This window comes from Bradyrhizobium sp. CIR48 (genome assembly GCF_014198315.1).
Lineage (GTDB): Bacteria > Pseudomonadota > Alphaproteobacteria > Rhizobiales > Xanthobacteraceae > Bradyrhizobium.
Genome location: NZ_JACIHG010000024.1, coordinates 1 through 20,032 on the forward strand (window position 1 = coordinate 1; position 20,032 = coordinate 20,032).

Annotated in this window: 18 protein-coding genes and 1 pseudogene; 10 read left to right on the forward strand and 9 right to left on the reverse strand. The window is 64.6% G+C overall.

The window, feature by feature from the left end:
• Window positions 1-289: 289 nt before the first annotated feature.
• Window positions 290-1,099, forward strand: a complete 810-nt coding sequence (locus GGD66_RS40570; protein WP_183262171.1) for an SDR family oxidoreductase — start codon at window positions 290-292, stop codon at window positions 1,097-1,099.
• A gap of 174 nt (window positions 1,100-1,273) precedes the next feature.
• On the opposite strand, the gene boxB is transcribed toward GGD66_RS40570, so the two are convergent.
• The 5 genes from boxB to GGD66_RS40595 form a co-directional block, all read right to left on the reverse strand.
• Window positions 1,274-2,725, reverse strand: a complete 1,452-nt coding sequence (gene boxB / locus GGD66_RS40575; protein ID WP_183262173.1) for a benzoyl-CoA 2,3-epoxidase subunit BoxB — start codon at window positions 2,723-2,725, stop codon at window positions 1,274-1,276.
• A gap of 98 nt (window positions 2,726-2,823) precedes the next feature.
• A complete protein-coding gene (gene boxC, locus GGD66_RS40580; protein WP_092251694.1) occupies window positions 2,824-4,512 on the reverse strand; it encodes a 2,3-epoxybenzoyl-CoA dihydrolase in 1,689 nt (562 codons plus the stop codon).
• 98 nt (window positions 4,513-4,610) lie between these two features.
• Window positions 4,611-5,147, reverse strand: coding sequence for a DUF309 domain-containing protein (locus GGD66_RS40585; protein WP_183262175.1), 537 nt, complete (start codon window positions 5,145-5,147; stop codon window positions 4,611-4,613).
• A gap of 18 nt (window positions 5,148-5,165) precedes the next feature.
• Entirely contained in the window at window positions 5,166-5,984 is an 819-nt protein-coding gene (locus GGD66_RS40590; protein ID WP_183262176.1) for an alpha/beta fold hydrolase, read from the reverse strand.
• 223 nt (window positions 5,985-6,207) lie between these two features.
• On the reverse strand, window positions 6,208-7,749 hold the full coding sequence (locus GGD66_RS40595; protein ID WP_183230893.1) for a benzoate-CoA ligase family protein: 1,542 nt from the start codon (window positions 7,747-7,749) through the stop codon (window positions 6,208-6,210).
• Between the two features lie 139 nt (window positions 7,750-7,888).
• On the opposite strand from GGD66_RS40595, the gene GGD66_RS40600 reads away from it, so the two are divergent.
• From GGD66_RS40600 to GGD66_RS40620, 5 genes and pseudogenes are all read left to right on the forward strand, one after another.
• Window positions 7,889-8,797: a helix-turn-helix transcriptional regulator gene (locus GGD66_RS40600; RefSeq protein WP_028139766.1), complete on the forward strand. Its 909-nt coding sequence runs from the start codon at window positions 7,889-7,891 to the stop codon at window positions 8,795-8,797.
• 222 nt (window positions 8,798-9,019) lie between these two features.
• A complete protein-coding gene (locus GGD66_RS40605; protein WP_183262178.1) occupies window positions 9,020-9,415 on the forward strand; it encodes a group II truncated hemoglobin in 396 nt (131 codons plus the stop codon).
• A 94-nt stretch (window positions 9,416-9,509) separates the two neighbouring features.
• Window positions 9,510-10,190 (forward strand): transglutaminase family protein, encoded by a 681-nt coding sequence (locus GGD66_RS40610; RefSeq protein WP_018316891.1) that lies wholly within the window; start codon window positions 9,510-9,512, stop codon window positions 10,188-10,190.
• 6 nt (window positions 10,191-10,196) lie between these two features.
• Window positions 10,197-11,024, forward strand: a complete 828-nt coding sequence (locus GGD66_RS40615; RefSeq protein WP_183262180.1) for an AraC family transcriptional regulator — start codon at window positions 10,197-10,199, stop codon at window positions 11,022-11,024.
• A 187-nt stretch (window positions 11,025-11,211) separates the two neighbouring features.
• A pseudogene (locus GGD66_RS40620) lies at window positions 11,212-11,544 on the forward strand (VOC family protein); the annotation flags it as partial.
• A 139-nt stretch (window positions 11,545-11,683) separates the two neighbouring features.
• Here GGD66_RS40620 and GGD66_RS40625 read toward each other — a convergent pair.
• Both GGD66_RS40625 and GGD66_RS40630 read right to left on the reverse strand, forming a co-directional pair.
• Window positions 11,684-12,016: a PRC-barrel domain-containing protein gene (locus GGD66_RS40625; RefSeq protein WP_018316888.1), complete on the reverse strand. Its 333-nt coding sequence runs from the start codon at window positions 12,014-12,016 to the stop codon at window positions 11,684-11,686.
• Window positions 12,017-12,135: 119 nt separating this feature from the next.
• Window positions 12,136-12,921, reverse strand: a complete 786-nt coding sequence (locus tag GGD66_RS40630) for an IclR family transcriptional regulator C-terminal domain-containing protein (RefSeq protein WP_183262182.1) — start codon at window positions 12,919-12,921, stop codon at window positions 12,136-12,138.
• Between the two features lie 109 nt (window positions 12,922-13,030).
• Between GGD66_RS40630 and GGD66_RS40635 the strand changes: the two genes are divergently transcribed.
• From GGD66_RS40635 to GGD66_RS40645, 4 genes are all read left to right on the forward strand, one after another.
• The gene (locus tag GGD66_RS40635; protein ID WP_183262184.1) at window positions 13,031-14,389 is read left to right on the forward strand and encodes an aromatic ring-hydroxylating dioxygenase subunit alpha; all 1,359 of its coding nucleotides are present in this window, start codon (window positions 13,031-13,033) and stop codon (window positions 14,387-14,389) included.
• Between the two features lie 130 nt (window positions 14,390-14,519).
• Window positions 14,520-15,956 carry a glutamine synthetase family protein gene (locus GGD66_RS40640; protein WP_183262186.1) on the forward strand — a complete coding sequence of 479 codons (1,437 nt, stop codon included), beginning with the start codon at window positions 14,520-14,522 and terminating at the stop codon, window positions 15,954-15,956.
• A 48-nt stretch (window positions 15,957-16,004) separates the two neighbouring features.
• Entirely contained in the window at window positions 16,005-16,226 is a 222-nt protein-coding gene (locus GGD66_RS41230; RefSeq protein ID WP_210321816.1) for a hypothetical protein, read from the forward strand.
• Window positions 16,227-16,279: 53 nt separating this feature from the next.
• Window positions 16,280-16,639, forward strand: a complete 360-nt coding sequence (locus GGD66_RS40645; RefSeq protein ID WP_183262189.1) for a hypothetical protein — start codon at window positions 16,280-16,282, stop codon at window positions 16,637-16,639.
• Window positions 16,640-16,676: 37 nt separating this feature from the next.
• On the opposite strand, the gene GGD66_RS40650 is transcribed toward GGD66_RS40645, so the two are convergent.
• Window positions 16,677-18,695 (reverse strand): TonB-dependent siderophore receptor, encoded by a 2,019-nt coding sequence (locus tag GGD66_RS40650; RefSeq protein WP_312014228.1) that lies wholly within the window; start codon window positions 18,693-18,695, stop codon window positions 16,677-16,679.
• Between the two features lie 382 nt (window positions 18,696-19,077).
• Window positions 19,078-19,857, reverse strand: coding sequence for an AraC family transcriptional regulator (locus GGD66_RS40655; RefSeq protein ID WP_312014229.1), 780 nt, complete (start codon window positions 19,855-19,857; stop codon window positions 19,078-19,080).
• Window positions 19,858-20,032: the final 175 nt, after the last annotated feature.

Genomic DNA, 20,032 nt, shown 5'->3' on the forward strand with positions numbered 1-20,032 from the left:
CTCACGGACGGCTCCTGTGAATGGGTGTGTGACAACCTCATTCTGGCACACTGATGCCGTAGGGGGCCGTCCACCCCATCACCGCGTGATCTATCGATTGCGATCGGTAGACCTACCGAACGACCAGCCTTCGCCAAACTACTCCTTGTGGGTATGGGCCCCCGCGTTCGCGGGGACGACACCGCCTTGGATGGAGCGCTCACGCGCCACACTCCTATCGCATCCAGCGCCTTTCTTGACTCCCCACCCCTCCCCGCCCAAAACATTGCCAACCAAGGGAGGAGGCACCATGTTCAACGATCTGTTCTCGCTCAAAGGCCGCGTCGCACTGGTGACCGGCGGCTCGCGCGGCATCGGCAAAATGATCGCGGCGGGATTTCTCAGCGCCGGCGCCGCAAAGGTCTACATCACCGCGCGCAAGGCGGGACCGTGCGAGGAGACCGCCAAGGCGCTCACCGCGCAATATGCCGGCGAGTGCATCGCGCTGCCGATCGACATCTCGACGCTCGCCGGCGCCGAGCTGCTGGCAACCGAGTTCAAGAAGCGCGAGCCGAAGCTCGATATCCTCGTCAACAATGCCGGTGCCGCCTGGGGCGCGGAGTTCGACGAATTCCCGGAGAGCGGCTGGGACAAGGTGATGAACCTCAACGTCAAGGCGCCGTTCTTCCTGACCAAGGCGCTGGCCGGCCCGCTGCGCGCAGCCGCAAGCGCGGAGCGGCCGGCGAAGGTGATCAACATCGCCTCGATCGACGGCATCTTCGTCAACCCGATGGAGACCTATTCCTACGCCGCGAGCAAGGCCGGGCTGATCCATTTGACCCGTCGCATGGCGGTGAAGCTGATCTCCGACCACGTCGTGGTCACGGCGATTGCGCCGGGCCCGTTCCAGTCCGACATGAACCGCGCCGCGCGCGACCATGGCGACGAAGTCGCAACGCGCGTGCCTGCGGGGCGCATCGGCACCGACGAGGACATGGCGGGCGCCGCAATCTATCTAGCCTCGCGCGCGGGCGATTACGTGGTGGGCGCGACCATCGCGGTGGACGGCGGCATCGTCTACGCCAACCCGGGGATCAAGGGGAGCCGGTGGGATAGCTGAGGGGGCGAATGGTACTTCGCCCTCACCTCACCCTCCGCGGTCATGCCCCGGCTTGACCGGGGCATCCAGTACGCCGCGGCCTCTCGATTTATCTCTGACGCCTCTGGAATACTGGATCACCCGCTTTCGCGGGTGATGACACCATTTGTGTTGCGCCGGCGGCGGCCCTGACGCCTACGACTCGATCTTCACGTACTCGAAATCACCGGGCTTGTTGTCGATGCCGACCTTCGGCGGCGAGATCCACGATGCGAACTTGCCGCTCTCGGTGACGGGCTGCATCAGGGAGGTGATGAAGTCGCCGTCGGCGGTCGAGGGCAGCCATTCGTCCTTGCGCTTCGCCCAGGTGGCATCGTCGATCAGGAGGCCGTCGGGCGTCGCATGCACGTCCTTGAACTCGCCGATGTGGCGGTGGAAGGCGACGTTGGGCAGGGTCAGCTTGAAGTCGTAGCCCGCGGTCGAGATCACCTTGTTCCAGCGCAGCATGCCCTTGACGCAATCCTGGCTGTAATCGTCGCGCAGGCGCATGTTGAGCGCGGTCAGCGCCGGCTCGTCGACCAGCTTGATCTCGCCGTTGATGAACTTCAGCACCGGATAGGTGGCGTTCTTGAGCTGGTGATCGTCCTCGATCTGGGTCTCGTGATAGCGGCCCTTGATGCCGGCATTGAAGGCGTTGGCTGCGTTGGTCGAGACCTCCGAGCCGAACAGATCGAGCGACAGCGTGTAGTGCAGGTTCAGCTTCTTCTGGATGGTCGGCAAGTCGATCACGCCGAGCGCGCGGACTTTTGCGATATCGGTCGGATCGGTGATGCCGGCCTCGCGCAACGCATCGCAGGTGCGCTGCACGACGCGGGTGATGCCGGTCTCGCCGACGAACATGTGGTGCGCTTCTTCCGTGAGCATGAAGCGGCAAGTGCGCGACAGCGGATCGAAGCCGGACTGCGCGAGCGAGTGCAGCTGCATCTTGCCGTCACGGTCGGTGAAATAGGTGAACATGAAGAAGGACAGCCAGTCCGGCGTCGCCTCGTTGAAGGCGCCCAGCATGCGCGGGGCATCAGCATCGCCGGAGCGGCGGCGCAGCAAATCATCGGCTTCCTCGCGGCCGTCGCGGCCGAAATATTTCTGCAGCAGATAGACCATCGCCCAGAGGTGGCGGCCCTCCTCGACATTGACCTGGAACAGGTTGCGCATGTCGTAGAGCGAAGGCGCGGTCTTGCCGAGATGACGCTGCTGCTCGACCGAGGCCGGCTCGGTGTCGCCCTGGATCACGATCAGGCGGCGCAGCATGGCGCGATGCTCGCCCGGGACTTCCTGCCAGGCCGGCTCGCCATAATGCTCGCCGAACGGCACGACGCGGTTCTCTTCCTGCGGCGCAAGCAGAATGCCCCAGCGATAGTCGGGCATGCGGACGTAGTCGAACTTGGCCCAGCCGCGCGGATCGACCGAATAGGCGGTGCGCAGATACACCAGCGATTCCTGGAAGCCTTCCGGCCCCATGTCGCTCCACCAATCCATGTAACCGGGATGCCAGCCCTCGAGTGCTTTGAGCACCTGGCGGTCTTCGGCGAGATTGACGTTGTTCGGAATCTTGGTCGAGTAGTCGACGTTCATGATGTTCATGTTCATGTGGACCTCCCGTGGGGGACTAGCTCGTTAAAGGGGCGAATGGCGAATGGCGAGTAGCGAATGGAAACTCCTATTCGCCATTCGCCACTCCCTACTCGCTAGACTCGCGTCATATCGAATTTCGGCTTCTGGCCGCTGCCGTAGCGGCGCAGCGCGCCTTCTTCGCCGACCGCGTTGGGGCGCTGGAAGATCCAGTTCTGCCACGCGGTCAGGCGCGAGAAGATTTTCGATTCCATCGTCTCCGGGCCGACGAAGCGCAGGCTTGCTTCCATGCCGGTGAGGCTGTCCGGCGAGAAGCTGGCGCGCTCCTCCAGGAACACGCGGACCTCGTCGTCCCAGTCGATGTCGTCGAGCGCGAAGGTGACGAGGCCGAGCTCCTCGGCCTGCTCGGCGTCGAGCGCGGTGCCCATCGTGGCTTCGGCGCGCTCCACATCCGACGGATCAGCCTGGAAGCGCGACTCCAGCCGCGTCAGGCCGTGGCTCATCGGATACGGGCCGAAATTCATGGCGGAGAGCTCGATCGACGGCGGCGGGCGGTTGTCGCCCTGGCGCGTGCCGATCAGCATGTAGGAGCGGTCGGCGGCGAAGACGAGCTCGGCGAGCGTGCCGGCAAAGCAGGAGCCGGGCTCGACCAGCGTCACCAGCGTGCGCGAGGTGACGTCGATGCGCTTCAGCACGCGCTTCCAGTAATGGCGGATTTCGTTGACCAGCCAATGCGCCTTGTTGGCTTCGAGGAACGCGTCGTGCGCGAGCACATGGGCGCGATCACCATGGCTCTTGAACACCAGCATGGCGATCTCGAGCTCGTTGATGCGCAGGTGAAGGATGGCGTCGTCGAGCTCGCGCGCCACTTGCAACGGCCAGAACGAGGCGCCTTGCGCCATCATGCCGTCGATGTCGGCGGGCGGCGCGGTTTCCGGCGCCTTGATGGAGATGGTGGCGATGCGGGCCGTGCGGTCGATATCGACCGTGACGAAGCCGTAACGGATGCTGGTCTCGTCGATGAGGCGCTTGAGCTGCGTCAGCGCGATGCCCTTGCCGCTGCCCTTGCGCTTCGAGGCGGCCGCGAACTCCTTGGCACGCTCGGCGATCTTGGCCTCTAACTTCGAGTTCGGCGCGATCTCGTCGACGAGGCGCCATTGCACGGCGCGCTTGCCCTTGACGCCTTCCTCGATGGTGCAGAAGAAATCGGCATGATCGCGGCGCACCTTGCGCTTGTCGACGACGCGGGTGAGACCGCCGGTGCCCGGCAGCACCGCCAGCAGCGGCACCTCGGGCAGCGCGACCGCCGACGAGCCGTCGTCGGCGAGGATGATGTGGTCGGTCGCGAGCGCCAGCTCGTAGCCGCCGCCGGCGGCGGAGCCGTTCACCACCGTGATGAAGCGCTGGCCGGAATTCTCGGATGAATCTTCCATGCCGTTACGGGTCTCGTTGGTGAACTTGCAGAAGTTCACCTTGTGGGCATGGGTCGAGCCCGCGAGCATGCGGATGTTGGCGCCGGCGCAGAACACGCGGTTCTTGGCCGAGCGCATCAGCACGACCTTCACTTCCGGATGCTCGAAGCGCAGCCGCTGGACCGCATCCGCCAGCTCGATGTCGACGCCGAGATCGTAGGAATTGAGCTTGAGCAGGTAGCCCTCGAACAGGCCGCCGTTCTCGTCGACGTCCATGGTCAGGGTCGCGACGTCACCCTCGACCGCGAGCTTCCAGTGCTTGTAGCGGGACGGTTCGGTCTGGAAATCGATGAATGTCGCGCCGCCTGCGAGGCGCCGATCTTCCCCGGCCATGGGCCACCCTTGAGCTCGTTTTGGTTTAGCGTTAGATGCACAATAGTGCATCTTTTTGGATGCGTCTAGCCCTTAACTGCCGGCTCATGCACTTTGTTTCATGCAGTCGGCCAGGACCGCACGATCGCGCCAAGCGCGATCCAGTCGGCCTTTGCGAGCTGCGGGCGGCCGATCTTGGCCTGGAGCAGGGCCATCAGGGCCGCGACCGGAAAGCTCTCGACGAAACCGTCGCCGCCGCTGGCGACCTTGCGTGCGCTCAACGCGCGCAGCTCGGTCAGAGCGTCGCCAAACAGGCGCGCGGCCGAATGCGCCTTCTGCATGCGCAGGCGCAAATTGGCATTTGCGATGTGGATGCAGGCGCGCAGCAGGATGCGTTCGCGGCCGCTCTGCGGGGCTGCGGCCCACACCGTCTCCAGCACCTCCTGCGCTTCCCAGAAATAGCCGCGGTCGTTGAGCGCGAGCCCGTAGCGCAGCGCCGGATGGCGGGCCGGCACGTAGCCGCGAAAGGCCGAGGGCACCAGCGCCTTGGCCAAGCGAAGCGTTTCGTCATCGGCCTCGATGGCGCCGGTCTCGCCCGGGACATAGGCCCATTGCGGCCATGGCAATTGGCCGGTCGCATGTGAAGGCACATTCATCGATGAGCCTCCGCATGGTCATGCGGCGCGTCCCTGGAGTCCCTGATCGTCGCGCAGGGCCGCTTTTGCAAATTGCTCAATCGCGTCAAGCGTCGCCCCCGGCGCTTCACGATGCGGGGAATGGCCCGCGTCTGAAATGACTTTAAAATCTATCGGACAGTAACACTCTTCCTGCGCAATTTCGACCTGACGCAATGTCCCATATTGGTCGCCTGCACCTTGCAGGACCATCATCGGTACGCGGATATAGGCCAGATATTCCGAGATGTCCCAATCGCGGAATTTCGGATCGAGCCAGGCGCCGTTCCAGCCGTAGAAGGCGTTGTCGACATCCTTGTGCCAGCGCGACAGCTTGGCCTTGAGGTCGGTGGTCTCGAAGCTGGTCTTGATCTCCGCGATCGACTTCACCGAGATGTCCTCGACGATGAAGTGCGGCGCGATCAGCACGAGGCCGCTCAGGCGGTGGTCCTGATGCGCGCCGGCATAGATCGTCGCGATCGAGCCGCCGTCGGAATGGCCGAGCAACAGGCCGCGCTTGAAGCCGATCGCGTCGAGCAGCTTCGGCAGCACGTCGAGCGCCTCGCGCTGCATGTAGTCGAGCGGCCGCGGCAATGTCACCGGGCTCGACTGGCCGTAGCCTGCCCGCGAATAGGCGAAGATGCCGGCACCGGTGGCTTGCTGCAGCTTCTCGGGAAAATCGCCCCAGAGCCCAACCGAGCCGAGCCCTTCATGCAGCATGACGATGGTGGGGGCGTCGGCCGATGCAGGCGCGAGCCATTTGTATTCGAGGCTGGCGCCGCCGATGCTGAGGAAGCCGGTGGGGGTGAGGTTGGTCATGGTCTTCTTCCTGTTCGCTCCGTCTGCACCCTCCCCTGGAGGGGGAGGGTCGGCTCACATCGAGCGCAGCGAGATGTGAGACGGGGTGGGGTGACAGTCTCTCAGCGGATGCGGTGCCCGTGTGGAGAGATCACCCCACCCCGCTTCGCATTGCGCTTCGCTCCATGCGAGCGACCCTCCCCCTCCAGGGGAGGGTAAGCAAGCGTGTCCGGCGTCTGCGTTCTCAATTCGCCCCTTCCCGCAGCTTGAACCGCTGGATCTTGCCCGTCGCCGTCTTCGGCAGGGACTCCACCACGTCGATCCAGCGCGGATATTTCCACGGGCCGATCTTCTGCTTGACGTGCTCCTTCAGCATTTCCTGAAGATCGCTCGTCGTCGCGCCGGGGCGCAGCACGACGAAGGCCTTCGGCTTGAGCAATCCTTCCGGATCGGCCTCCGGCACGACGGCGGCCTCCAGCACGGCGGGATGGGTGATCAGCGCGCTCTCGACCTCGAACGGCGAGACCCAGATGCCGGAGACCTTGAACATGTCGTCGGCGCGGCCGCAGAAGGTGTAGCGGCCATCTGCATCGCGAACATATTTGTCGCCGGTGCGGGTCCACGGTCCCTCAAAAGTGCGGCGGCTCTTGTGGCGTTGATTCCAGTAACCCTCGCCGGCCGAGGGCGCATCGACCAGGAGCTCACCAACCTCGCCGTCGGCAACATCTTGCCCGGCCTCATTGACGAGCCGCACCGCATAGCCCGGCACCGGCTTGCCGGAGGAGCCATATTTGATGTCGCCGGGCGCGTTCGAGAGAAAAATGTGCAACAGCTCGGTCGAGCCGACGCCGTCGAGAATGTCGACGCCGAAGCGCGCCTTCCAGCTGGTGCCAACGGATTCCGGCAGCGCCTCGCCGGCCGAGGTGCAGATGCGCAAGGCGCCGCCGCCACGCTCGGCCTTCATGGTCTCGTCGTTGAGCATGGCCGCGAACAAGGTCGGCACGCCGTAGAAGATCGACGGCCTGTAGCGGTTCATCAGATCGAACATCCGCGCCGGCGTCGGCCGTTCGCTGTTGAGGATCACGCTGGCGCCGACCGACATCGGGAAGGTCAGCGCGTTGCCGAGGCCATAGGCGAAGAACAGCTTTGCGGCGGAAAGACACACGTCGCTCTCGCGGATGCCGAGCACCTGTTTTGCGTAGGTGTCGGCGGTCGCCTGCAAATTGGAATGGATATGGCGCACGCCCTTGGGCATGCCGGTCGAGCCGGACGAATAGAGCCAGAACGCGGGCTCGTCAGGATGCGTCGCGGCGGTGGTGAACTGATCGCTCTCGCCCGCAAGCTCTTCAGCGAGCTGCTTGTGCCCGTTCTGCTTGGCGCCGGAGACCACGACATGCTCGAGATCGGGCATGCGGCCGACCACGTCCTTGATGACAGGGTAGAGCGCCTCGGAGACGAACAGCACACGCGCGCGGCAGTCGGCGAGGATGTAGGCGTATTGGTCCGCGGTCAGCAGCGTGTTCAGCGGCACCGGCACGATCCCGGCGCGGATCGCGCCCAGGAACACGACCGGAAAGTCGACCGTATCCAGCATGATCATCGCCACGCGCTCCTCGCGGCGGACGCCGAGCCGGCGCAGCATGTTGGCGGCGCGTCGGCTCTCGCGCTGAAGCTCGCCATAGGTGAGCCGCGAGACGGTGTCGTCGAAGGCCAGCTTGTTGCCGCGGCCCTCCTCGACGTTACGGTCGAGCAGCCAGGTCACCGCGTTATAGGATCCCTCGCTCACTGGACTTCTCCCCCGGATTTAGAATTATAATTCATAGAAAGACACCGCGGCGGCTTGCTGTCAATGCTAGCAGGCATTATGTTTCATTAAAATGCGCCGCAGGACACCCTTCAAAAAAGACATCCCTTAAAGAAGGCTCATGACCGACAGTCCCGACGCCGAATCCCGCTTTCTCGAACAGCTCGGCCAGCGCGTGCGCACCATGCGCGCGTTGCGCGGCATGTCGCGCAAAGTGCTCGCCAAGGTATCGGGGATTTCGGAGCGCTACATCGCGCAGCTCGAAAGCGGCAAGGGCAATGTCTCCATCGTGCTCTTGCGCCGCGTCTCGGACGCGATGGGCGCGCATCTCGAAGATCTGCTTCCCAGCGCCGACCCGACGCCGGACTGGCAGATGTTTCGTGACCTGTTGCGCAAGGCCACGCCTGCGCAGATCGCGCAGGCAAAAGATCTGCTCGCCGGCGGCAGCGCCTCGGCGCCGCGACGCGCTCCGTTCTGCGGCATCGCGCTGATCGGCCTGCGCGGCGCCGGCAAGTCGACGCTCGGGCGCATGCTGGCGAAGAAAGTCGGCTGGAGCTTCGTCGAGCTCAACAAGGAGGTCGAGCAACAGAACGGGCTCTCGGTCGCCGAGATCATCGCGCTGTACGGCCAGGAAGGTTTTCGCCGCATGGAGCAGGCGGCGCTGCAGCAGCTGCTAGCGCGCAACGAGCTGATGGTGCTGGCGACCGGCGGCGGCATCGTGTCCGAGCCTTTGACGTTCGACCAGATCCTGACCTCGTTCTACACGATCTGGCTGAAGGCCGAGCCCGAGGAGCACATGGCCCGCGTCCGTCGCCAGGGCGATTTGCGCCCGATGGCCGACGACCGCTCCGCCATGGCGGAGCTGCGCAACATCCTGCTCAGCCGCGAGCCGCTGTACTCGCGCGCGACGGCAGTGGTGGACACGGCAGGTCTCTCCGTCGATGCGGCGGCCGCACGGCTGATCGATGCGGTGCGTCCGGTGCTGCAGAACGAGGCCCGCAGCTTCGGCCTGCGCAGTGTGGCGCTGTAGGGCGAGCTGCATCGAAACGCTCTGCTGTCGTCCCTGCGAACGCAGGGACCCATACCGCGTGATCTATCGGTTGATCCGGGCTGCTAATCCCAAACGGCCAGCCTTCGCCAAACTGCTCCCTGGGGTTATGGGTCCCTGCGTTCGCAGGGACGACAGCGGAGGATTTTGCGCGACCGTTAGCAACACTATATTAACGCCCATCAATAGGCATTGAGACCCACGATGACCTCCACCGACGTCACCACCTCCATGTTCGAGCGGATCGGCGGCAGCGCCATGATCGACGCCCTGGTCGATCGCTTCTACGACCGCATGGACGCGCTGCCGGAGGCGAAGATCATCCGCGCAATGCATGCGGACGACCTCGGCCTGATCAGGCACGTGCTGAAGCGCTATCTCACCGAATGGACCGGTGGCCCGCGGCTCTATACCCCCGAGAAGGGCCATCCGCGGCTGCGCCAGCGCCACCTCGGCTTTGCCATCGGCGATGCCGAGCGCGATGCGTGGATGCTCTGCATGCGCGGCGCGATGGAGGAGACGGTGACCGACACGGCGGCGCGGCTGGAGCTCGACAAGGCGATATCGGGCCTCGCCGACTGGATGCGTAACCGGCAGTGACAGGGCGGCAGCGCCTCGACGCAATTCGAAGGCGTATCATGGACCCGCATCGCGTGATTTGAGTTCCGCGGCGATCGCCTGCTAAGCTCCAGACATGACCGACATCCTTCCCGATACCATCCGCCGCCTCTACACCGATCCCGGCGAGTACATCGACAGCGATCATCCGGCCGTGCAGCAATTTGCGGCCGACGCCGTGCGCGCGGATGCGAGCGCGCGCGAGAAGGCGAGCGTTCTCTACAAGGCGGTGCGCGACGGTATCCGCTACAATCCCTACGTCAGCATGCGTGTCGCCGAGACGTTTCGTGCCTCGAGCGTTCTCGCCGCGGGGCAAGGCTATTGCGTCGGAAAGGCCGCGCTCTATGCCGCCGCCTGCCGCGTCCACGGCATTCCCGCACGGGTCGGCTTTGCGGACGTGAAGAACCACCTCACCACAGAGAAGCTGCGCGCGAGCATGGGCACGGACATCTTCACCTGGCACGGCTTTACGGAGGTGCATGTCGATGGCGCCTGGCGCAAGGCGACGCCGACCTTCAACGACACGCTGTGTGCCAAGGTCGGCGTGGCCCCGCTCGATTTCGACGGTCATACCGACGCACTGCTGCATCCCTTCGACGGCGAGGGGCGCGCCTACATGCAATATGTCAACGACCGCGGCACCTATCACGACGTGCCCGCAAAATTCCTGATGCGCGAAATGGCGCGCGACTACGCCAACATGCAGGGCGAAGATCTGTCGGGCCGTGACATGGAGCGCGAAGCGGCGGAGCGGTAGCGCACGATGGACGCACCTGCCGATGTCATCCGTCGACCGGCCTCGCCGCGCCTTGCGCGGCTGATCTCCAGCATCTCGTTCTACCGCGAGCGCGGCCTCGGCTTGTCGGCCTTCCGGCACGCCGCGCCGCTTGCGCTGCCTCTCCTGGTGAATCTGGGAACGCCCTTCCGTATTGCCCTCGGACACCAACCAGATCGTGCCGACGCGCAGCCGAGTTTCGCGGCGGGTCTGTTTCCCGGGCCGGTCGTGATCGAATCCGACGGCCGCGCCGAATGCGTTCAGGTCGATTTCACGCCGCTCGGGGCGTATCGCTTCTTCGGAGGCGCCGTGCCCGACCTGACCGCGCGTATGGTCGGCCTCGACGACATTCTGGGACGGGATGGCGAGAACCTCCGCGCCAGGGTCGCCGAGGCGGTCGGCTGGCAACGGCGGTTCGAGATCGTGGAAGACTTCGTGCTTGGCCGCGCCGTGCACGAGCCCTCGCCTGCGGTTGCTTTCGCCCTGGAGATGCTCTGGCGAGGCGCGGGCGCGGTCAGGATCGCCGACATCGCCTCCGACATCGGCTGGAGCCGCAAGCATCTCACGCGCCGTTTCCACAACGAGATCGGCGTTGCGCCGAAAACGCTGGCGCAGATGCTGCGCTTTCATCGAGCCTGCGCGCTGGCCCGGACGGACGGCACGGGCGGCTGGGCGGCCATTGCCGCGGACGCCGGCTATGCCGACCAGGCACATCTCGCGCGCGATTTCCGGATCTTCAGCGGCGAGACGCCGACCGGATGGGCCGCACGGCTCGACGTCGTCGATCCTCGCCTGATGCGCGATGGCGGCGGCTAGCGCCAAAACAGCGGCCAGGACGGCGCAAGACGGTCAAGTCCCATTTGTTCAAGCCGGCCGCCGTGATCCGAACTAGGGTCAGCTCTACAGCAAGCTTGCAAGCACTTGCATCGAACGACTTGTACCGAACCTGGAGAGTTTCATGAACCAGCCGAACCGCTATGAAGCGCCGCGCCTCTACCACACCATGCGCTGCAGGGATGCGGAGGCGATGATCGCCTGGCTGAAGAACGTTCTCGGCTTCGCCGAACGCGTGGTGTACCGCAACGAGGGCACGGTCGTTCACGCCGAGCTGGCGTTCGGATCGTCGATCCTCATGCTGGGCGCGCATCGCGACGATGCCTACGCCAAACTTGTGGGCGACATCGGCGGCCGGCGGACGGATGCCGTCTACATGGCCGTTGATGATCCCGACGCGCTCTATGCGAAGGTGAAAGCCGCTGGTGCAGAGATCGAGATGGAGCCCTACACGACCGATTATGGCAGCCGCGATTTCGCCGCGCGCGATCCGGAGGGCGGCCTCTGGAGCTTTGGCACCTATTGGCCGCGAACAGCCGCTCGCCGGATAGGTGGACTCACGTCAGCGACTGCTCGGCGGCCGCGGCTCGAGCCCAGCCGCGTCCGCGCCGGGAATGCGGGCGGCCGGGCCGTCTTGCTGGCTAGATCGACCAGTAGTTCGGATGTTGGTACGGCCGCGAGCGGTCGCCCCAGTCGAACTCATCGCCATCGAATTCGCAGGGACCGCTGCTCAATTGCTCCGGCGTCAGGTCGGCCTGGAAGGCCTGGCGTCCCGGATCATATTTCAACGCGCTCCACTGCACGGGATAATGATGATGTGTCCCGAGCAGCCTGCCGGTCTTGACCACCGCGTAAGCGACCGTTCCACTGACCTTGTCGAGCATCAATCGCTCGATCGTGCCGAGCTTCGTGCCGTCACACCCATAGACGGCGACGTGTTCGACGCGATCACTGGGAACCATGGTGTGTTGCATGGCGTGCTCCCTGGGTTCTTGCGTTGCGGGCATTATAGTCCTGTAGCCCGGATCAGCGAAGCGACATCCGGGGCCTTGCGATCCTTCCCAGGATATCGCGACGCTCGCCCGGACTACAGCTAGAGCAGTTGCGAACGCACGGAGTCCGCGCCTTCCCGCAACAGCGGCAGGAACCGGTCGATCAATTCCTGCGCCGGCACGCGGTCGACATGGGCTCCCATGTTGATGGCGGCGACGATCACGTCGTCGTAGCGGCGCACCGGAACCGAGATCGAGCGGAAATGCGGCTCGGCCTCGCGGTCGACCAGTGAATAGCCTTGCGTGCGATCGGCGGCGATGCGCGCGAGCAGCGCCTTCGGGTCGGTCTGCGTCTGCGGCGTCAGCGCCCCGCGCATCATCGCCTTCAGGCGTGCGGCAAGGTCGGCATCGTCGAGCTGGCCTAGCATGGCGCGGCCGACCGAGGTGCAGAACGAAGGCAGCCGATAGCCGATCTCCAACCCGCCCGAGAAAACGCGCGCCGGGCTGCCTCGGGCAATGAACACGACGTCATCACCGTCGAGCACCGCGAGCGAGGAGATTTCGTTCGCCGCGGTCGCAACGCGATCGAGCACGGGTTGGAGCACCGCAACGAGCTGATTGGAACGCAAGTAAGATGCCGCCAGCGTCAGCACGTGCGGCGTGAGCGAGAACAGCTTGCCATCGCCGCTGACAAAACCGCCGCGCTGCAGCGTGAACAGCATGCGCCGGGCGGTCGCGCGCGGCAGGTCTGCGGCGCGGGCGAGATCGCTCAGCGTCATCGGGCCTGCATTGCTGCCGAAACATTGCAGCAGGCGCAGGCCGCGATCGAGCGCCTCAACGAAATCCGTCGCACGCTCGTCGCTCTCACTGCGCTTCAGCTTGGGCATGGGACGGGACAATCCTGCAAAATAGTGCTTGCTGCTGCCCCAAGGCATGTCATAATTCGCCCATTCGTTCAATAGGCGAACAAGCGCCACTCCACAAGGATGCACCGCCATGATGAGCCAGGAGCAGAACGACCTGATCACCCGCACCGGTCCGAAGGATCCGTGTGGAAAGCTGATGCGGAGCTATTGGCAGCCGGCGGCGCTGGTGGATGAGCTGGAGGGCGAGAGGCCGATCCGTCCCATCAGGCTGCTCGGCGAGAACCTGGTGCTATTCCGCGACGAGACCGGACGCTACGGCCTGATCGACCGCCACTGCGCCCATCGCGGCGCCGACCTCGCGTTCGGACGGCTCGAGCACGGCGGCCTGCGCTGCGCCTTCCATGGCTGGCTGTTCGACGCGACTGGCCAGTGCATCGAAACGCCGGCCGAGCCGAAGGACTCAAAGCTCTGCCAGAACATCCGCCAGCGCTCCTATCCCGTGGTCGAGAAGAGCGGCATCCTCTGGGCCTATCTCGGCGAGGGAGAGCCGCCGGCTTTTCCGGAGCTCGACTGTTTCGTCGCGCCTGATACTCACACCTTTGCGTTCAAGGGCCACATGGCCTGCAACTGGCTGCAGGCGCTCGAAGTCGGCATCGATCCCGCGCACGCCTCCTACCTGCATCGCTTCTTCGAGGACGAGGACACCTCTACCGCCTACGGCAAGCAGTTCCGCGGCGCATCTGCCGGGTCTGATCTGCCGATGACGAAAATCCTGCGCGAATACGACCGCCCGATCATCAATGTCGAGCACACCGAATACGGCCTGCGGCTGATCGCGCTGCGCGAGATCGACGAGGAGCGCACCCATGTGCGCGTCACCAACCAGCTCTTCCCGCACGGCTTCGTCATTCCCATGAGCACGGAGATGACGATCACGCAGTGGCACGTGCCGGTCGACGACGAGAACTGCTACTGGTACGCGATCTTCACCAGCTATTCGAACCCGGTCGACAAGCAGAAGATGCGCGACCAGCGGCTCGAGCTCTATGAGCTGCCCGACTACGTCTCGCGCAAGAACAAAGCCAACGATTACGGCTTCGATCCGCACGAGCAGCAGACCGCGACCTATACCGGCATGGGCACCGACATCAACGTCCACGACCAATGGGCGGTGGAATCGATGGGCGCGATCCAGGACCGCACCAAGGAGCATCTCGGCTCGAGCGACAAGGCGATCGTGCAATATCGCCGCGTGCTGCGGCAGGAGATCGAGAAGGTCTCCGGCGGCGAGAAGCCGATGCTGTTTCTCGACGAGAGCAGAGCACGCAGCATCCAGGGACCGGCCACCATGGACGGCATCGGGCCGACCCAGGGGTGGGAGCTCTACTGGATGGAGGTCGACGTCAAGCGCCGCCGCGGGGCACCTTGGGCCGCACCGGTGCCGAAGGAGATCGCGGACACTGTGCACCGGCTGACGGCGGCGGAGTGACGTTCGTGCACGGACCCCGTAGGGTGGGCAAAGGCGCAAAGCGCCGTGCCCACCATGCTTTCGTTCAGATGATAGACTGCGTGGGCACGCTTCGCTTTTCCCACCCTACGGCAGTTGAGGGAGTAGCACAGTGACTTTCGTCGCGCGTCATGCGCTGTGGTCGGATGAGCAGAGGGACGCGGCGACGCGCATGCGCCGCATCGTCGAGGACAAGAATCTCGAGGTCATCCGCCTCGCCTTCCCCGACCAGCACGGAATCTTGCGCGGCAAGACCATCATCGCCTCCGAGGCGATCGCCTCGCTGGAGAGCGGCTGCTCCATCACCACCACCATGCTGGCCAAGGACACCTCGCACCGCACGGTATTCCCGGTGTTCACCGCGGGCGGCGGCTTCGGCATGAAGGAGATGGAAGGCGCGGCCGACGTGCTGATGGTCGCCGACCCCACGACGTTTCGCGTCTTGCCGTGGGCGCCGACCACGGGCTGGGTGCTGTGCGACCTCTACTTCAATGACGGCCGCCCGGTGCCGTTCGCGACGCGCGGGCTCTACAAGCGCGCGCTGGACGAACTCGGCACGCGCGGACACGATTTCGTCGCCGGTCTTGAAGTCGAATTCCACATCTTCAAGCTCGACGACCCGCATATGCGCCCCGAGGACGCCGGCCAGCCGGGCACGCCACCATCAGTGAGCCTGCTCAGCCACGGCTATCAATATCTCACCGAGCAGCGCTTCGATCAGATGGAGCCGGTGCTGGAGATCCTGCGCCGCGACATCGTCGCGCTCGGACTGCCCTTGCGCTCGGTCGAGGTCGAGTTCGGGCCGAGCCAGTGCGAGTTCACCTTCGCGCCGCGGAAGGGGATCGAGCCCGCCGACAACATGGTGCTGTTTCGGAGCGCCGTGAAGCAGATCGCGCGGCGGCACGGCTATCACGCCACCTTCATGTGCCGGCCGAAACTGCCGAACGTGTTCGCGAGCGGCTGGCATCTGCACCAGTCGATCGTCTCGCGCGCCAGCGGCGAGAATCTGTTCATGGTGAAAGACGGCGGCGAGCCGCTCAGCGCCTTCGGCCGCTCATACCTCGCCGGCCTGCTCGAGCACGCCCGGGCCTCGACGGTGTTCACCACCCCGACCATCAACGGCTACAAGCGTTACCGTTCCTACTCGCTGGCGCCGGACCGCGCGATCTGGGGCCGCGACAATCGCGGCGTGATGATCCGCGTGCTCGGCGGCGCCAATGATACCGCAACGCGCCTGGAGAACCGCATCGGCGAGCCCGCCGCCAATCCCTATCTCTACATGGCCTCGCAGATCCTCTCGGGCCTCGACGGCGTCGACCGCAGGCTCGATCCCGGTCCCTCCGCCGACACGCCCTACGAGACCAAGGCGCCGCTGCTGCCGAAATCACTGCGCGATGCGGTCAGCGCGCTGAAGGACGATCCGTTCTTCCGCGAGAAGTTCGGGCCGGAGTTCGTCGACTATTACACCCACATCAAAAACGCCGAGATCGACCGCTTCCTGTCCGAAGTGACCGACTGGGAGCACCGCGAATATTTCGAGGTGTTTTGACATCCTGTCCTGGGGATTCCTCTCAAGGCGAGTACGGCTCACGGCCGTGTGAAGCGGCTTCGTCGCGCCGGTTCCGACGACATCGCATCGCTGCCGGACGAAGCCATTTTCCATCCCCGCGAAAACCCACGGAAAGAATCCTGCGCTAGGATTGCCGCATGTGATCAACAGTGGAGTTCGATCATGTGGGAACAATTATTCAGCCTGATCTACCGTCTGTCCTGCCGGACAACCTTGATCAACATCGGTGTGCATCGTCTGGCGCGCTGAAACTCAATGGATGCCCATAGGTAAGACGGGTTGACCAGATTAGGAGCGTTTCCATGCGCAAGCTGATCCTGATCGCAACGGTGTCTCTGCTCACAAGCCAGGCCTATGCGGGTGGGTCGCGGAGCCTCAGCCTGGCAGCCAGCAATTCAAGCCAGCAGGCGACTGAGCAGCCCGCCACGGCGGCAGGGGTCTCGCCGCAAACCACCCAGGCGCCGTCGCAGCCGGCAAACGTCCAGACTGCGACCACCGCACCAACCTCAGCGACGGCACCGGCGGCCACGACGGCACCAGCATCAGCCACGCCATCACCGCCGCCGGCAAGCACGGCCGGAACGACCAAGCCGAAGCGCCGCCAGCTGTCCACCGAAGCCCAAATCGTCCGCGCGCTTCATCGCCACGGGATCTATTGGTGAGATCGGCGGCCGGCTCCGGTCTACACCATCGCCATACTCACCAGCGATAGCCGAGCGTTGCGATGACGGTCAGCGGTGCGCCGCGATAGCAGTACCCGACCTGGCACGTCGTGTAGTGCAGATTGAACAGGTTCTTGGCGTTGACCTGGAACTGCAGGCCCTTTAGCTCCTTCGCCGCCTGGCCAAAATCATATTTCAGCGCAGCATCAACCAGGGTCACCGAGCTGTTCTTGAACGTGTTCAGATCGTCACCAAAGCTCCAGGACATGTAACGCACGCCGCCACCGATGCTCAGCCCGGCAAACGGGCCGGCCAGCGGCAGGGCATAGTTGCCCCACAGCGTCGCGGTGTGCGGAGGATTGCCCGACGGAAACTTGCCGATCTGCGCGCTGTCGCCGGCCTGCTTGGTGACCATGTCGAGATAGGTGTAGGACGAGGTGATGTCGAAACCACCGCCGAGGCTCGCCAGCGCCTGCAATTCGAAGCCGCGGCTTTGAATCTCGCCGCGCTGGACCGTGACGCCGGTCCCGGTCGTGACGAGGCCCCCGCTCTGGGTCAGGTCGAACACCGCAGCAGTGATGAAGCTCCTCGTGCCCAGCGGCTGATATTTGACGCCGATCTCGGTCTGCTTGCCGGTGGTGGGCTTGAAGAAGGCGCCGGTGGGATCGACGCCGAGATTGGGAAAGAACGAGGTTGAATAGGCAACGTAAGGCGCAACCCCGGAATCGAATACATAGGTCAGCCCGGCGCGCCCGCTATAGGCCTGTTCGGACTGCTGCTGGCGGGTCAGCGCGAACTGATCCTCGCCCGTGGTGCGAACCCAGTCGCTGCGGCCGCTCAGCGTCAGGATCCAGTGGTCGAGCTTGGCCTGGTCCTGAATGTACACGCCGGATTGGGTCTGCCGCTGCTGCGTCGAGGACGAGATCGCGGGATCGGGAATGGATTCCGGCGCGTAGACCGGGGCGGCCAGATTGAGGGGGGAAACCCCGAAGCCAAATCCCTGCTTGTCATTGAATTTCGACGCCGTGTAGTCGGTGCCGACCAGGAGCGTGTGCTGCACCGGGCCGGTCGAGAGCTTTGCCTCGACCTGGTTGTCCATGATGGCCGATTGCAGCGTGTCGTGGACGTAGCCGGTATAGCGCGAGACGACATTGCCGACGGGAGCGCCGAGAAAGCCGACATAGCGCGTGACCGCATCGACATCGACATAGCGGAATTTCTGGCGAACGGTTACGGCGTTGTTGAACGCATGCTCGAACAAATAGCCGACGCGTCCCTGCTCCTGGTCGAGCGAATTGTAGGACGGACTGCCGGTGAAGATGTCCGTCGTGGTGCCGGTGCCCGTGGAATAGGTGAACATCGAGCCCGGCGTCTTCGATTTCTGGTAGGCGCCGAGAATGGTGAGGGTCGTCGATTGGTCCGGCTTCCAGGTGACGGCGGGAGCGACATAGACACGATTGTCCTTGCCGCCGGGCACGAACACGTCGGCGTCGCGCACGACGCCGGTCAATCGATAGGAAAATTGACCGTTGGGATCGACCGGACCCGAGAAATCGAAATTGCCCTGCACGCGCTCGCGGTCGCCGAACACCGTCTGCACCTCGTGGAACGGCTGGCTGGTCGGCAGCTTGCTTTGCAGGTCGATCAATCCGCCGGGCGAGCCGAGGCCGTAGAGGGCCGAGCTCGGCCCGCGGACCACGGTGATGCTGTCGACGCCATAGGGCTCGGTCTTGAACACGCCGAGACCGGCGCCGACGAGGCGCAGGCCGTCGAGATAGATGCCGTTATAGGTGATGTCGAAGCCGCGGATCGAGATGGCGTCGAAGCGCGGATCGTAGCCTGAAGCATCGATGCGGACGCCCGGTTCATAGCCAACCGCCTCCGTCAGCGTCTGCACGGCGCGATCGTTGAGCTCCTTGCGGGTCACGACCGAGATCGACTGCGGCGTCTCGAGCAATGGCGTGTTCGTCTTGGTGCCCGCCGAGCTGCTGCTTGCGACATAGCTGTTCTCGCTCGACGGATTGGCGCGGCCGCTTCCCGCCTCGCGCGTGTCCACGTTTCTGGCTTGTCCGGACCCGGCATTGCGCGGCGTCGCGACGCGGCCACGCTGCGATTGTGAGGCGCGCTGGACAGATTGGGCACGCGGACGCGCCTGGCTCGGTGCCTCCACCGTGACCGGGGGCAATGTGCCGGCCGTCGAAGGCGAATTGGTTCCGGAGACCTGTGCGGCCGAGGGAGTCGCTTGCAGGACCATTCCCAAACCGGCCGCTCCCAGACCAGTTCTCACCAACCGTTCCCAGCCGAGCGTCTGCCCGTCGTTCCGCCTCATCGTCTTCCCCGAGTTCCGTGTTCAACAACCCGGGTGTAACCAGATCAAAGCGGCCGCCGCCTTTGCGCGCGCGCAAATCACCTTTGATCCCACGTGGAGGCTTTCAAGTTTACTGATAGCGGCTCGGCGAATGGCCGAAGCGCCTGCGGAAAGCCGTCGCGAAATTTGCCGGATGGGCGTAGCCGACCCGATAGGCCGCTTCGGTGACGGACAAGCGCTGGTGAATCAAAAAGGCACGTGCGGCATCGAGCCGCTGAGCCCTGAGATAGTCGATCGCGCTCTGGCCATATGCCATCCGGAATTTCTGGTTGAAGGACCTGCGGCTCAGCCCCGCGTTCCGCGCCAGTTCGTCGATGCTCCAGGGATAGGCGAGATCGGCGTCCATCCGCTGCTTCACCGATTGCAACCGCGTCCACTGCAGATCGGTGGTGGGATCGGCGGCAATCCGGCCGCGCTCGCCGAACAAGGCGTGGACCACGATCTCGGCGGCATGCGCCGACAGCAGCAATTGCGCCGCGCTGCCGGTGACCGGCGGCGAAAACATTTCTGCCGCGACCGCCTGTATGCGCGCCGATGCCCTCAGCGAGACGATCGCTGCGCCCGAGACGTCGTTCGCAAACAGCGCCCGAAACTCATCGCCGAGTCCAAGTCCATCGATCGAGGTTTGGGGAAACGCCAGGCCGATCGCGGAACGCTCGCCGGAATGAACCGCGCGTTCCGCTGCGCAGGTCTCGCGCACGGCAATTGCCGTCATCTGCCCTTCGCAGCCAGCGCTGCGCGTCAGAATGCCGCGGCCTGCGCCACCATCAACGGAGACCGAGATGAACAGACCCGGGGCTGCGCTCGCAGAGCCGCCGGCATCGGCTCGAAACTCGCCTCTGACAAACACGCAGCCCGGAAAATCCAGCCATTGCGCTGTCGAAGCGCCCGGCTGTGCGGAACCGATGTCATCTTGAGGCCGTCCGACAATTTGATCGTAGAAGTCCCGCATCGAATCCGCTTACGCCGCGGCTTCTTTGACCGCTGGCGGCGGCGCGCTCAAGAGGTCTGCGCGCGGTTTGGAG